Source organism: Acidisoma sp. (assembly GCF_035492295.1).
Classification (GTDB): Bacteria; Pseudomonadota; Alphaproteobacteria; order Acetobacterales; family Acetobacteraceae; genus Acidisoma.
This window is the reverse complement of record NZ_DATJJK010000247.1, coordinates 1-12,858: the sequence shown is the minus strand read 5'-3', so window position 1 is coordinate 12,858 and position 12,858 is coordinate 1. Positions and strand designations below refer to the sequence as shown.

The window sequence follows — 12,858 nt, the reverse complement described above, 5'->3', positions numbered from 1 at the left end:
GCTGCCTCAGCTGGCGTTCGGCCGGCCGAGCAGGGCCAGATATTCCCACATCACGGTCGCGGCGGCGAGAGCGGTGGTCTCGCTCACGTCATGGGCGGGCAGCACCTCCACCACATCCATGCCGATGAACGGCGTGTCGGTCAGCTGCCGGATGATCGCCTGGGTCTGCCACGTGGCGAGGCCGCCGATCTCCGGCGTGCCGGTGCCGGGGGCGAAGGCAGGATCCAGGCAGTCGACGTCATAGGTGAGATAAGTGGGCATATCCCGGCCCACCACGTCGCCGATGCGCCGCGCAACTGCTTGCACGCCCATGGCATGGACGTCCTGGGCGGAAAGGATGGTAACGCCCTGGCCCACGGTCCAATCCCAAACATCCCGCTGCACAGGAGAGCGGATGCCGATCTGGATCATGCGACGGGGATCGACGAGGCCCTCGCGGATGGCGTGGTAGAAGACCGACCCGTGGCCATAGACCTGGCCGAAATTATCGTCCCAGGTATCGACATGTGCATCGAAATGGATGAGCGCGAGGGGCGTGCCCTCGCGCTGCCGCAGGGCGCGAAGCAGCGGCAAAGTAATGCCGTGCTCGCCGCCCATGGCGAGGAGATGCGGAATGCCCACGGCCTGTTCCTGGATCAGCGCCAGGCTTTTTGACAGATCGCCGAGGGCGATCTCGAATTCGCCCATATCGGCGATGGCCATCTCGTTCACATTGGTCCAGAAATGCGGGTGGTCGCCGTCGACCAGCATGCGGCTCGCCTGGCGGATCGCGCCAGGGCCCGAGCGTGCGCCGGCACGGTTGGTGACGCCGATGTCAAGCGGGATGCCGGCCACCGTGAAGCTCGGGCCGGGACCTGTGGTGGGCCGCCCCAGGAAGCCCGGTGCGGTCGCGAAGGTTGGAATTCCCGCCATAAGTCACCCCTGGATCTCTTTGAACTGAACGCGGCGTTTGACGCTTGGTTCATTGCATAGCCCAGGGGGCGCGGCGTGGCGACGGGGGAGACGCGCAGGCTACTCAGGCGAGTTTTGAACTCTTCAAGCTTTCGACGGCCCGGCGGCGTATGCGGGGTTCGGTCTCGTTCAGGTCTTCCATGATGCCGGCGAGCGGCTGACTGTCCACCAGCAGGGCGTGCAACTTCACGGCCTGCTGCTCCAGCCAGGCGATGACACGCCGCGTCTCGCAGAGATCGGCGCCGTTGACCATGGCTGCGAGATCGAGGCCCGCGAGGGCCTCGGACGGACCATGCGCTTCGAGCGGAAACGGGCTTCCCGGCAGGGGGTGGCTATCGGCTGCCCGGCGCACCACAAGCTGGTACGATTGCATCGGATCCAGCGCCCGGGGCAGTTCGACATGAAAGGCGTGGCAGCCGCTGCCAATGCCGGAACGGCGCAGATCGCTGCGATGCTGATCCGCGAGGGCGACGGCGATCACCTCCTGTTTGTCGAGGATCTCAAGCACGACCGGCTCGTCCGGATGGTCGGGCAACCAGGCCCAGCCAGAAACGGAGTGATGATCTGCCCATTCGACGGTGCCAAGCAAAGGCCCGTCCTGCGGCCGTTCCATGATGTCCGGCGGATTGATGCCGGCACGGAGCGCGATGCGGGCACGCACACGGTCAACGATCGGCCCGGATTCGAGTATGGGCGCGCAGGCCCTGGATCCGGAGGCCTTTGCTCCCGGCGGCATTTCAACAGAAGTGGTATTCATGAACATCGCCCTGTCGCCGCGGTCGACATAGCTTTCGGCCGGCATATCTTCGGCCAGCACCACCGCAAGCATGGGGACTTCGATGTTGTAGTAGGAGACGGGATCCAATTCCTTGCAATAGGAGACCGAACTGCCATTCAGAAGGGCCTCGGCCGGGATCAGGACGCCGTCGATCAACAGATTATGGAAAGGCGATAGATAGAGATTGCGCGACGGCACGCCATCGTCGATCGCGCCGACCTGGATGCGGATCGGAACGCCGTTCGGATTGAGGCGCAGGAAGGCGTGGCTGTAGATGCGATGGCCGATCCATTGCACTGGTTGCGGCCCATGGTCGACCGTGATCACCCGATCTCCCAGGCGTAGCTTTTCGACCCGCACGCGCCCGCGGGTCGTCAATATTCGCGTGCCGCTACAAAAACTCGCGCACATGTCGAGTCCTTTACCTTGTGCTTATGGGGACTTGCGGCTGGATTCGGAACGATGAGAGGGCATGAGGAAACGTCTCCAGAGGGTCTTACTTTTTTTATTTCTCGACAAGACGATATTACGAAAACGACACAAAAAAAGTCGAGGCTTTCAGGATGGTTGCGGCCAATAAGTCCGTCCGTTCCCCGCTCTTGGAAGGTTTTGCAATACTAAACTCTTCCAAATTGTCAAAGTTTGTTAAGGCAATCTCCTTCCTATACCCAAGAGTATATTGATCAGCTATTATCTAATTCGGAAGAGCTGCGCTTTGTTTGACGATTATGCGCATTAAAAGAGTCAATTTTTTGAAAATGACTGGCGGTCGTTGTGTCGCCCATCAAGCAAAGATTGCTGGGCGAGAGTTTGTCCAAAAGGTTAAGTGACCCACTTCGCGTCAGGCGCCAGGGCGGCTAGACGTAGCCTATGCAGATTCCGAGTGCCGCCGGCGCAACCCCATCCATGGCCCAATGGTTCGCGATGAAGGCGGACCATCCCAATGCGTTGCTCTTTTTTCGTATGGGCGACTTTTACGAGCTTTTCTTTGCCGATGCCGAAGCCGCCTCAGCTGCGCTCGACATTGCTCTCACCGCGCGGGGCGAACATGCCGGCAAACCCATTCCGATGTGCGGCGTGCCCGTCCATGCCCGGGATGCCTACCTCGCCCGGCTGATCCGCCGCGGCTTTCGCGTGGCGCTCGCCGAACAAATGGAAGATCCGAAGAGGCGCGTGGGCAAGGCGCCGCTGAAGCGCGAGGTCGTGCGCATTATCACCCCTGGCACATTGACCGAGGACGCGCTGCTCGAAGCCGCCCAGCCCAATCTGCTCCTGACCCTGATTGCGGGCGAGCGGCCGCGCGGCCGCGCCGCGCCGCCCGCCATGCTGGGCGCCGCCTGGCTCGATATCTCCACCGGCCAGTTCGAAACGGCTCATCTGACGCAGGCCGACCTGCCCTCATTGCTCGGCCGCCTCGACCCGGCCGAGATCCTGGCCGATGCGGCCATCGCCCTCGGTTCCTGGGAGGAACGGCGTGCCGCCGATCTGCCGCCCCTGGCACCACGACCCGAGGAGGCGCGGGCTCGTCTCGCACAAAGTTTTGGCGTCGCCAGCCTTGAGGCTTTCGGGGGGTTCGGGGATGGAGAGGCGGTCGCCGCCGCCGTGGCGCTTGATTATCTGCGCCTCACTCAGGCTGGTCGTCTGCCGCATCTCTCCCGCCCTCAGCCGCAGGGTGAGCGCGGCGTGCTCGCCATGGATGCGGCGACCCGCGCCAGCCTCGACATCAGTGAGACCCGTTCCGGGGATCGCAGCAACCACACGCTGCTCGCGGCCCTGCGGCGAACGCTGACGCCCGGCGGCGCGCGTCTCCTCGCCGCCTGGTTGCACGCCCCGCTCACCGACCATGCGGCGATCCTTGCGCGGCAGGACGGCTGGGATTTTCTTTTCGCTCAGGGTGCGCTGACGGAGGATCTGCGGCAAAGCCTGCGGGCGGCGCCTGACCTTGCCCGTGCTCTGGCGCGCGTGGCGCTCGGCCAGGGGACGCCGCGCGATCTTGCGGCGATTGCGGCGGCGCTGCGCAGTGCAGCCGCGCTGGCCGAGCGACTGCCGCCGGACCTGCCCCCGATCCTGAGGCAGGCACGGCACGCTTTCACGGCGGTGCCCGATCTCGCTGCCCTGCTTGGCCGGGCGCTGGCCGATCCGCCGCCCGCGCGGCTTGAGGACGGGCGGGCGATCGCCCCGGGCTTCGATGCCGAACTCGATGCCGAACGGCGTCTGCGGGACGAGCAGCGCCAGATCCTGGCCCAGGTGCAGACCGAGTGCGCCCAGCGCTACGGCGTGCCCAATCTCAAGATCAAGCATCACGCCCAGTTCGGCTATCTCATCGAGGTGCCGGCCGCAGCGTCGGAGCGGCTCAGAGCTTTTCCGGAACTCGTGCTGCGCCAGGGCCTCGCATCGGGCGCCCGATTCACGAGCACCGAGCTGTCCGAGCTCGACCGCAAGATCGCGGCGGCCGCCGAACGCGCCGGGGCCCGTGAGCGGGTTGTGTTCGATGGTCTCGTCGCCGAGGTCATGGCGGCGCGGGCGGCAGTGTCGGAATGTGCGGCGGCACTCGCGCTGCTCGACGTGCTGCAGGGTGCGGCACGGCTGGCCGAAACCGTCGGCTGGTGCCGGCCGGAGGTGGCGGAGGATGAGTCTTTCCTCATCCGGGCGGGCCGCCATCCGGTGGTCGAAGCAGCGCTCGCCGGCCGCGACCCCTTCATGCCGAACGACTGCGACCTTTCGGCCGCCCAAAGGCTGATGCTGCTGACCGGCCCCAACATGGCGGGCAAATCGACCTTCCTGCGGCAGAACGCGCTCATCGTCATCATCGCGCAGGCTGGATTGCCGGTGCCGGCCGAGGCCGCGCGCATCGGCATCGTCGATCGCCTGTTCTCCCGTGTCGGGGCTTCGGACGATCTTGCGCGCGGGCGCTCCACCTTCATGGTCGAGATGATCGAAACGGCGGCCATTCTTCATCAGGGCGGCCCGCGCAGCCTTGTCGTCGTTGACGAGATCGGGCGCGGCACTGCGACGCTGGACGGACTGGCCATTGCCTGGGCGGTTCTGGAGGCCCTGCACAATACGGTCCGCTGCCGTGCGATCTTTGCCACGCATTTTCATGAATTGGCCCGATTGTCTGGGATAATGCCTCATCTTCAACCAGCGACGATGCGGGTGAAGGATTGGAAGGGCAGCGTCATTTTCCTTCACGAGGTCACGAAAGGGGCGGCCGGCCGCAGCTGGGGCGTGCACGTGGCGGCGCTCGCCGGCGTGCCGGCCACAGTCGTCAAACGGGCGGCGGGGCTTCTCGCCAGCCTCGAGAAGGCTGGGCCGCTGACGCAATCGGCAGAATTGCCCTTGTTTGCGGCAGCCACTCCGCAACATGATGGGGAGCGAGAGACGGGCGAGCCGGAGCATCAGCATGATCCGCTGCGCGAGGCGCTTTCCGAACTCGACCCCGAAAACCTGACCGCGCGCCAGGCCTTGGAGTGCCTGTTTCGTCTAAAGGACTTGGCTTCTGGTGCCCCTGCCGCGGATTCCCTAGCATCGTGACAATGTCGACCGTCAATCCCCCCCCGAGCCCCACCCTGAGCGACGCGCTGGCAGAGATCGCCGCGGCCGATGGTGCGATGCCGCGCGATGCAGCACTCGCTGTGTTTCGCCGCCACCTCTCGCGCACCCAGCATCAACTGCAACACGCCTTCGAGCGCGACGAGCTGAGCGGCCTGACGGCTGCGGCGGCCCTCGCCGGGCATATGGACGGCGTCGTCCAGGCGCTGATGGACTATACCAGCGCCGTCGCCCGGCCGAGCGCGCCCGACCGCATGGCGGTGGTCGCGACCGGTGGCTTCGGACGCGGCTATCTCGCGCCCTTCAGCGATATCGACCTGCTCTTTCTGACCGAGGCCGATCCCTCCGAGGCAACCCTCGCTGCCGTCGAGTTCATGCTCTACTTTCTCTGGGATCTCGGGCTGAAGGTCGGGCACGCAACGCGCTCGATCGAGGAATGCCTGGAGGAGGCGCGGGCGGATGCGACGGTTCGCACCAGCTTGCTGGATGCCCGCTGCCTCGTTGGCGAAGTGGCGCTCTTCACCGAATTCCGCGCCCGCTTCCGTGCCGAATGCGCCGAGGCCGGCGGCGGGGAGTTCATCCGCGTCAAGCAGGCGGAGCGGGCAGCCCGCCATCGCCGCTACGGCGACAGTCCCTTTCTGGTCGAGCCCAATGTGAAGGAGGGGCGCGGCGCGCTACGCGATCTCCATTATCTCCATTGGATCGCCGCCTATGTGTTCGACATCGCCGATGTCGAGGAGCTGCTCGCCAAGGACGGTCCCTTCGGCCCGATGCTGACTCTGCGCGAGGCGCGGCATTTCCGCCGGGCGATGGACTTCCTCTGGACCGTCCGCTTCCATCTTCACTATATCGCCGGCCGACCGGAAGAGCGGCTGACCTTCGACCTCCAACCCATTGTCGGCGCCCGCATGGGCTATACGCGCCATGGCGTGCAGGACGGGGTGGAGCGCTTCATGCGCCATTACTTCCTGACGGCCCGGGACGTGGCGCGTCTGACCCACGTGCTGGAGCCGGAAATCGTCCGCATCGCGCGCGGTTCGCCCGCGCTCGTGGCGCCGACCGATCGTGCGCTGCAGCAGGCCGGCCTGTCGCTGGCGGATGGGCAGCTGCTCTGCGCCGATCTCGACGCGGCGGCCCAGAATCCGATCATCATGCTGCGGGTGATGCAATTCGCCCGCGACCGGCATCTACGGATTCATCCGCTCGCGCTCCGCTCCATGATCCGCAATGAACGCCTGACGATCCAGCTGCGCCGGGATCCGGCGGCGATGGCGATCTTCATGGATCTGCTCTGCGGCCGGGACGGCGAGACCGGCCGGTCGGACGGCGCGCGCTGGCTGTCGCTCATGAACGAGACCGGCATTCTGAGTCGGCTGGTTCCTGATTGGGCGCGCATCGTCGGGCAGATGCAGTTCGACACCTATCATGTCTTCACGGTCGATGAGCATACAATCGAGGCGTTGCGCGTTGTCGCGGCCCTCGAACGGGGCGAGCTGACGGATGCCGCGCCCGTCGCCTCCAGCATCGTTGATCACCTGCAGTCCCGCCGCGCGCTCTATACCGCCGTCATGCTGCACGACATCGCGAAGGGCAGGGGCGGGGACCATTCCGTGCTTGGCGCCGAACTGGCACTCAGCATCTGCCCGATGCTCGGCCTCTCCGCCGAGGAAACCGAAATGGTCTCCTGGCTCGTCCTGCATCACCTGCTGCTGAGCCAGACCGCCTTCAAGCGCGACATCGACGATCCCAAGACCATCCTTGATCTTGTCGACACCGTACAATCCCCCGAACGCCTCAAACTTCTGCTCGTGCTGACCGTCGCGGATATGCGGGCGGTCTCGCCGAAAGTCTGGAACGGCTGGAAGGCGACGCTGCTGCGCGAACTGTACACCCGTGTCGCCGAGGTCCTGGCCGGTGGCCTCGCCACGACCGAGCGGGACGTGCGCGTGGCGCGTGCGAAGGAGGCCGCGGCCGAACGCCTCGAGGATTGGCCGGCCGAGGATATCGACAACTTCCTGGAGCTCGGTTACCCGGCCTACTGGCTGAGCTTTGACCCCACGACGCATGAGCGCCATGGCCGCATGATCCGGGAGGCAAGCCACCGCCAGGCGCCGCTCAGCGTCCAGCATGAAGTGCTGCATAGCCGCGCCGTCACCGAGGTCACCGTCTATGCCGCCGACCATGCCGGCCTCTTCAGCCGCATCGCGGGTGCTCTCGCCATCGCTGGCGCCTCCATCGTCGATGCCCGCATCCATACGCTGACCAATGGCATGGCGCTCGATACCTTCTGGATTCAGGATGCCAATGGCGGCATCTTCGGCTCGCCGCAGCGGCTGGCCCGGCTCTCCGTGCTCATCGATCAGGCGCTGTCGGGCAGTCTGCGGATGGAAAACGAGATCAGGGGCCTGTCCGAAGCATTGCTTGGCCAACGCATGCGAGCGATCCATGTGCCGCCCCGCGTGGTGATCGATAACCACGCCTCCAACACCCATACGGTCGTCGAAGTGAACGGGCGGGATCGGCCGGGCCTTTTGCATGACGTGACGGCCGCCATCACGGACCAGGGCATGCAGATCGCCTCGGCCCATATCAGCACCTATGGCGTCCGCGCGATTGACGTCTTCTACATCAAGGATGTCTTCGGCCTGAAGGTTCAGAACGAGCGCAAGCTGGACAATCTGCGCTGCGCCATTCTGGAAGCCCTCGCGAGCGGCGACACCACGACGCCCGAGCCCGACGCCGAGAGCCTCGGGCGCGGCCGGCCAAAGGTCGACGCTGCCTGATGCGCCGCCTATATGCCTGAGAAGCCCGCCGCAACGGCCGGGCCAAACGGGGCAAGCGGAGGCGGCAATGGTGGAACGCGCGGTGACACTCGTCTGGGACAGCAAATGCGGGACCGGCGAATGCCCGACCTGGGATGGGGAAGCGGGCGCCCTCTATTTCTGTGATATCCCGAACGGCAGGTTGCACCGCTACGATCCGGCGGGGGACCAGCGCGACACCTGGCAATTGCCCCAGGTGCTGGGCAGTTTCGCGCTCTGCCGCTCCGGGCGCATCCTCGTCTCGCAAAAGCAGAAACTCATGTATTTCGATCCGAAGACGGGCGACCTCACGCCCTTTGCGCAGATCGACGAGCCCGAGACGAACCGACTGAACGACGGCAAGGTAGGGCCGGACGGCTGCTTCTGGGTCGGTACCATCAATGAAGGGGCGGACGGTCTGCCCTCCGGCAAGCTGTACCGCGTGACGCCCGCGGGCGAGGTCGAAATCAAGGTCGAAGGGTTGAAGAACTCCAACGGCCTGGCCTGGAGCGCCGATGGGCGCACCATGTACCATTCCGACACACGCGGTCCCTGGATCGACGTCTGGGATTTCGATGCCGAGACCGGCGCCATCAGCCACCGCCGCCGCTTCGCCGACGTGCCGAACGAACAGGGGCGGCCGGATGGCGGCGCCGTCGACATGGACGGGTTTTACTGGTCTGCCGGATCGGGCATGGGGGTGATCAACCGCTTCGCGCCTGACGGCTCGATCGTCGAAAAAATCGCCATGCCGGTCCCGAACGCGACCATGCCCTGCTTCGCGGAGGGCCGGCTGTTCATCACAACTGCGCTACCGGGCAGCGCGGAGAAACGCCAGGAATTCCCGCAAGCGGGCGGGCTTTTCGTATTCCCGGTTGATGTCGCAGGCGTGCCCGTTGGACGTTTTTGTGACTGAGTGTCACGAGTCCGCGGATTGCCTGGGGCCTTTGCGGCGGCATTGTGCCCGCTCTGCCCTATAACCGTCAGAACCGCGGACTATCTAGAGAGCATGCGGCGATCAGGGCCGAGGCTGTAAACCAAGAGTTACAGTTCCCGCCTTTACGATACGCCGAAAGGAGTTCGGACATGACACTCTTCTCGCGTTTCCGTTTCACCCGCGGCCTTGCTGCGGCCGCGCTGGTCGCGGGGCTTGCGGCTCCCGTGGCGCTCAGCACCTCTGCGCAGGCCCAGGGCTGGCACGGCAACCACTGGCATGGCGGCGGTGGCGGCTGGCACGGTGGCGGTTGGCACGGCGGCTATTACGGCGGTCCTGGCCCGGGCGTGGCGATTGCGAGCGGACTGCTCGGTCTGGCCGTGGGCGCGGCCGTAGGTGGCGCGCTCGGCCCGGTTTACGCAGCGCCGCCCCCGGTCGTCTACACGCCGCCGCCGGTTTATTATGCGGCGCCGCCCCCGCCGGTCTATTACGCGGCCCCGCAGCCGCCGACCTATTACGCGGCTCCCCAGCCGCCAGCCTATTACGTCCCGTAGTCGGCTGGGGTCAGGCTGAGGTAGACGCTGTCGACCCAGTCCTGACCAATGAGATAAGTCGCCTTGGCCTCTCCGGTCTTCCGGAAGCCGAGGCGGCCGAGCATGCGGAGGCAAGCCGCATTGCGCGGATCGACATCGGCTACCAATTCATGGCGGTCGCGCGCGAAAGCGCGTTCAATGATCTTTAGCGCCGCTTCGGTCGCCAAGCCTTTGCCCCAATGCGGGCGAGCCACCAAAATCCCCAACTCATTGCCCTGCCATAACCCGGCCTTGCCGATGACGACGCCCGAGAGGGTAACGGCGAAGTCGTCTGCCGTACCAGCGTCCACGGCTGCCACGGTGCTCGCGACAAATGCTTCGGTCTCTCCCAGGCTTTCGTGGGGCAGGGTCGACCAGAAGCGCATTGCCTCGGCATCGCGCATGATGGCGTGGAGGGCTGGCACATCGGCCGGAGTCATGCGGCGGAGCAACAGCCGCTCGGTCTCGATCATGGCGCTTCCTACCCTCGGTCCAACAAAAAAGGGCGCCTCGCGGCGCCCTTTTCCGATTGGCTCTGACGCCTGATCAGCGCGAATAGAATTCGACGACCAGATTCGGTTCCATCTGCACGGGGAAGGGAACGTCCGCGAGCTTCGGCGCGCGAAGATAGCGGCCCTTCATGGCGCGGTGATCGACCTCGAGATATTCCGGCGTGTCGCGCTCGCCGCTCTGCGTCGCATCCAGCACCACCGCCAGCTGCTTCGACTTTTCGCGAACCTCGATCACGTCGTCATTGGCGACGAGATAGGAGGAGATGTTCACCCGGCGGCCGTTCACCAGAAGGTGGCCGTGGGAGACGAACTGGCGGGCCGCGAAGGGGGTGATCGCGAACTTCATGCGATATACGACCGTATCCAGCCGGCGCTCCAGCAGCTCGATGAGATTCTCGGAGGTGTCGCCCTTCCGGCGGACCGCTTCCTCGTAATACTTGCGGAACTGCTTCTCGCCGATATTGCCGTAGTAGCCCTTGAGCTTCTGCTTGGCCATCAGCTGCACGCCGTAATCGCTCGGCTTCTTGCGGCGCTGGCCGTGCTGGCCCGGGCCGTAATCACGCTTGGCGACAGGGGACTTGGCGCGGCCCCAAAGATTGACGCCGAGGCGGCGGTTGATCTTGAACTTGCTTTCGGTGCGCTTGGTCATGCGCCTCTCCTTCGTCTATGGCGCCAGTAGTCCATCCCGGCCCCCGGCGATCACAGAGATGCGTCGGAAGCGGCGAAAGGGCGTCGGGCCCGCTTTTCTGGGCTGGCCCGCGCCGCTTGTCGCCTGGGTGGCGGGGCGATCTGCGGAAGGCCGCACATCGTCCACATTCCCGGCAATGGAGGGGGCTTCTAGGTGGCGCCCCCCGTGCTGTCAAACCGCAGCTGCCATGCGCGGCAGGCGGATGGCCTATTCTTCGGGCTTTGCCTTGTTCGAGGTCGCCCCGCCGCGCGCGGCGGACCAGGCGGCCGGCGCTTCCAGGAAGCGGCGCACCTCGGCCATAGCGGATTCGGGGAAGTAGGGGCGTTCGCGGCAGGCTTCCAGCACATCCCACCAGGTGGTGAGGTAGTGGAGTGCAATGTCGTTTTCGGCCAAGGTTTCGATGCTGCCCTCGAAAACGCCATAGAAGAAGACGACGAAGGCGTGATGGCAGAGCGCCCCGGCATCACGCAGGCTCTGGGCGAAGCGGATTTTCGATTGCCCATCTGTCGTGAGGTCTTCGACGAGCAGGGTTTCCTTGCCTTCCGGCACGTCGCCCTCGATCAGGGCATTGCGGCCGAAACCCTTTGGCTTCTTGCGGACATAGGACATCGGCAGGCCCATGCGGTCCGAAATCCAGGCGGCATAGGGAATGCCGGCGGTTTCGCCGCCGGCGATCGCCTCGATCGTCTCGTAGCCGATGGCGCGCTGGATCTTCTCGACCGCGAGCTGGCTGATCTTGGTGCGGGCCTGCGGGTAGTAGATGATACGGCGGCAATCGATATAGACGGGCGATTTCCAGCCGGAGGTGAGGGTGTAGGGCTCCTCTGGCCGGAAATTGATCGCCTTGATCTCAAGAAGGATCCGCGCGGCGGTCATGGCCGCGTCGCGGTCCCAGTCGCTCGCGTGGCCTGCAAGTTTGCGGGATAAGGCCGTCATGCTGCGCTCCGATCACAAGAAGGGGCGTTTCTAGCGATTTGTCGGCATCTCGCAAGAATGCGTGGTGCCACGCAATACTGCCCAGCCCTCTATTGGGCGCGGGGCGCCCCTCCGTAGGGCTGAGTCAGTCCGCCTTGATCGGCCGCGCCCATGCCAGTAAGTAATGTCAGTACCAATGCGGTGCCCGTTCGGGCCCGCCCGGTTTGATCATAAGGGGGCCTTTCAGGATGGGGCGTGACGTAAGCACCATCGCTCGGCGTTGCGAGCGTGCTGTGATTACCGCCTATCGCGAGCTGAGGGTTCACGGCAACGGGGACATGGAGTCCTTCCGTGCCTGCACGACGCTCTATCGCATCCACCATCCCGAAGCCTCGATCGGCGAGGCGCGGCGTCTGGTTGCCGAGTGGATCGACCATCACGTCGTCCGCGAAGATCAGGGCCCGACGCCTGGCTGCGAGTGCGACGACTGAGGCGTGAGCCTCTCTCCCGAACAGGATCTGTCCGGCTGGAAGCCTGTGCCGCGCCCTGAGCGCGTGACGCTGGAGGGTCGCTATACGCGGCTTGAACCCCTGGATGCCGCCCGCCATGGCGCCGATCTCTATGCCGCGGCAACCTCGCCCGGGGCCGAAGACCGTTTCCGTTACCTCTTCGAGACCAAGCCGAAGGATGAGGCCGAATTCGCGGCCTGGATCGCGCAGGCGACGGCCTCCACCGATCCACTGTTCTTCGCAGTCGTCGATGGCGCGACTGGCCGCGCTGAGGGCCGCCAGGCGCTGATGCGCGTCGACCCGGCCCATGGCGTGATCGAGATCGGCAGCATCCATTGGGGGCCGGCCATGGCCCGCAGCCGGATCGCCACCGAAGCGCTTTATCTGTTCGGCCGCTATGCCTTCGAAACGCTAGGATACCGGCGCTTCGAATGGAAATGCCACAACCTCAACGAACCCTCGAAGAAGGCCGCGCTGCGCTTCGGCTTCACCTATGAGGGACTGTTCCGCCAGCATATGGTGGCCAAGGGCCGCAACCGGGATACCGCCTGGTTTTCCATCATCGACCGCGAATGGCCCGAGCGTGCCCGCGCTTTCGAGGCCTGGCTCGATCCCGCGAATTTCGACGCCGCAGGCCAGCAGCAGC

General features: G+C 65.2%; 11 protein-coding genes. 6 read left to right on the top strand and 5 right to left on the bottom strand.

What is annotated here, in order from left to right; translation table 11 throughout:
* Positions 1–6 precede the first annotated feature (6 nt).
* Together speB and VL752_RS18500 are read right to left on the bottom strand one after the other, a co-directional pair.
* The gene (speB, locus tag VL752_RS18505) at positions 7–912 is read right to left on the bottom strand and encodes an agmatinase (RefSeq protein WP_325357463.1); all 906 of its coding nucleotides are present in this window, start codon (positions 910–912) and stop codon (positions 7–9) included.
* 103 nt (positions 913–1,015) lie between these two features.
* On the bottom strand, positions 1,016–2,140 hold the full coding sequence (locus VL752_RS18500; protein ID WP_325357461.1) for a Hint domain-containing protein: 1,125 nt from the start codon (positions 2,138–2,140) through the stop codon (positions 1,016–1,018).
* Between the two features lie 459 nt (positions 2,141–2,599).
* Between VL752_RS18500 and mutS the strand changes: the two genes are divergently transcribed.
* The 4 genes from mutS to VL752_RS18480 all read left to right on the top strand — a co-directional run bounded on the left by mutS (position 2,600) and on the right by VL752_RS18480 (position 9,570).
* On the top strand, positions 2,600–5,263 hold the full coding sequence (gene mutS / locus VL752_RS18495) for a DNA mismatch repair protein MutS (RefSeq protein WP_325357459.1): 2,664 nt from the start codon (positions 2,600–2,602) through the stop codon (positions 5,261–5,263).
* A 2-nt stretch (positions 5,264–5,265) separates the two neighbouring features.
* Positions 5,266–8,064: a [protein-PII] uridylyltransferase gene (locus VL752_RS18490; protein WP_325357489.1), complete on the top strand. Its 2,799-nt coding sequence runs from the start codon at positions 5,266–5,268 to the stop codon at positions 8,062–8,064.
* 67 nt (positions 8,065–8,131) lie between these two features.
* Complete coding sequence (locus VL752_RS18485; protein ID WP_325357457.1) at positions 8,132–8,998, top strand: SMP-30/gluconolactonase/LRE family protein; 867 nt, start codon at positions 8,132–8,134, stop codon at positions 8,996–8,998.
* A 170-nt stretch (positions 8,999–9,168) separates the two neighbouring features.
* Positions 9,169–9,570, top strand: a complete 402-nt coding sequence (locus VL752_RS18480) for a hypothetical protein (protein ID WP_325357455.1) — start codon at positions 9,169–9,171, stop codon at positions 9,568–9,570.
* On the opposite strand, the gene VL752_RS18475 is transcribed toward VL752_RS18480, so the two are convergent.
* The 3 genes from VL752_RS18475 to VL752_RS18465 all read right to left on the bottom strand — a co-directional run bounded on the left by VL752_RS18475 (position 9,558) and on the right by VL752_RS18465 (position 11,724).
* Entirely contained in the window at positions 9,558–10,061 is a 504-nt protein-coding gene (locus VL752_RS18475; protein ID WP_325357453.1) for a GNAT family N-acetyltransferase, read from the bottom strand. The genes VL752_RS18480 and VL752_RS18475 overlap by 13 nt on opposite strands.
* A gap of 73 nt (positions 10,062–10,134) precedes the next feature.
* Complete coding sequence (rpsD, locus tag VL752_RS18470; protein WP_325357451.1) at positions 10,135–10,749, bottom strand: 30S ribosomal protein S4; 615 nt, start codon at positions 10,747–10,749, stop codon at positions 10,135–10,137.
* A gap of 246 nt (positions 10,750–10,995) precedes the next feature.
* A complete protein-coding gene (locus VL752_RS18465; RefSeq protein ID WP_325357449.1) occupies positions 10,996–11,724 on the bottom strand; it encodes an orotate phosphoribosyltransferase in 729 nt (242 codons plus the stop codon).
* Positions 11,725–11,951: 227 nt separating this feature from the next.
* Here VL752_RS18465 and VL752_RS18460 point away from each other — a divergent pair, with 227 nt between their 5' ends.
* On the top strand, positions 11,952–12,194 hold the full coding sequence (locus VL752_RS18460) for a hypothetical protein (protein WP_325357443.1): 243 nt from the start codon (positions 11,952–11,954) through the stop codon (positions 12,192–12,194).
* A gap of 3 nt (positions 12,195–12,197) precedes the next feature.
* The coding region (locus VL752_RS18455) for a GNAT family N-acetyltransferase (RefSeq protein WP_325357441.1) at positions 12,198–12,858 on the top strand (661 nt) is incomplete at its 3' end.

What these genes read in the sequence shown, in the direction of transcription:
- speB (WP_325357463.1), bottom strand. Translation starts at nt 912, where the DNA reads ATGGCGGGAATTCCAACCTTCGCGACCGCACCGGGCTTCCTGGGGCGG.
- VL752_RS18500 (WP_325357461.1), bottom strand. Translation starts at nt 2,140, where the DNA reads ATGTGCGCGAGTTTTTGTAGCGGCACGCGAATATTGACGACCCGCGGG.
- mutS (WP_325357459.1), top strand. Translation starts at nt 2,600, where the DNA reads ATGCAGATTCCGAGTGCCGCCGGCGCAACCCCATCCATGGCCCAATGG.
- VL752_RS18490 (WP_325357489.1), top strand. Translation starts at nt 5,266, where the DNA reads ATGTCGACCGTCAATCCCCCCCCGAGCCCCACCCTGAGCGACGCGCTG.
- VL752_RS18485 (WP_325357457.1), top strand. Translation starts at nt 8,132, where the DNA reads ATGGTGGAACGCGCGGTGACACTCGTCTGGGACAGCAAATGCGGGACC.
- VL752_RS18480 (WP_325357455.1), top strand. Translation starts at nt 9,169, where the DNA reads ATGACACTCTTCTCGCGTTTCCGTTTCACCCGCGGCCTTGCTGCGGCC.
- VL752_RS18475 (WP_325357453.1), bottom strand. Translation starts at nt 10,061, where the DNA reads ATGATCGAGACCGAGCGGCTGTTGCTCCGCCGCATGACTCCGGCCGAT.
- rpsD (WP_325357451.1), bottom strand. Translation starts at nt 10,749, where the DNA reads ATGACCAAGCGCACCGAAAGCAAGTTCAAGATCAACCGCCGCCTCGGC.
- VL752_RS18465 (WP_325357449.1), bottom strand. Translation starts at nt 11,724, where the DNA reads ATGACGGCCTTATCCCGCAAACTTGCAGGCCACGCGAGCGACTGGGAC.
- VL752_RS18460 (WP_325357443.1), top strand. Translation starts at nt 11,952, where the DNA reads ATGGGGCGTGACGTAAGCACCATCGCTCGGCGTTGCGAGCGTGCTGTG.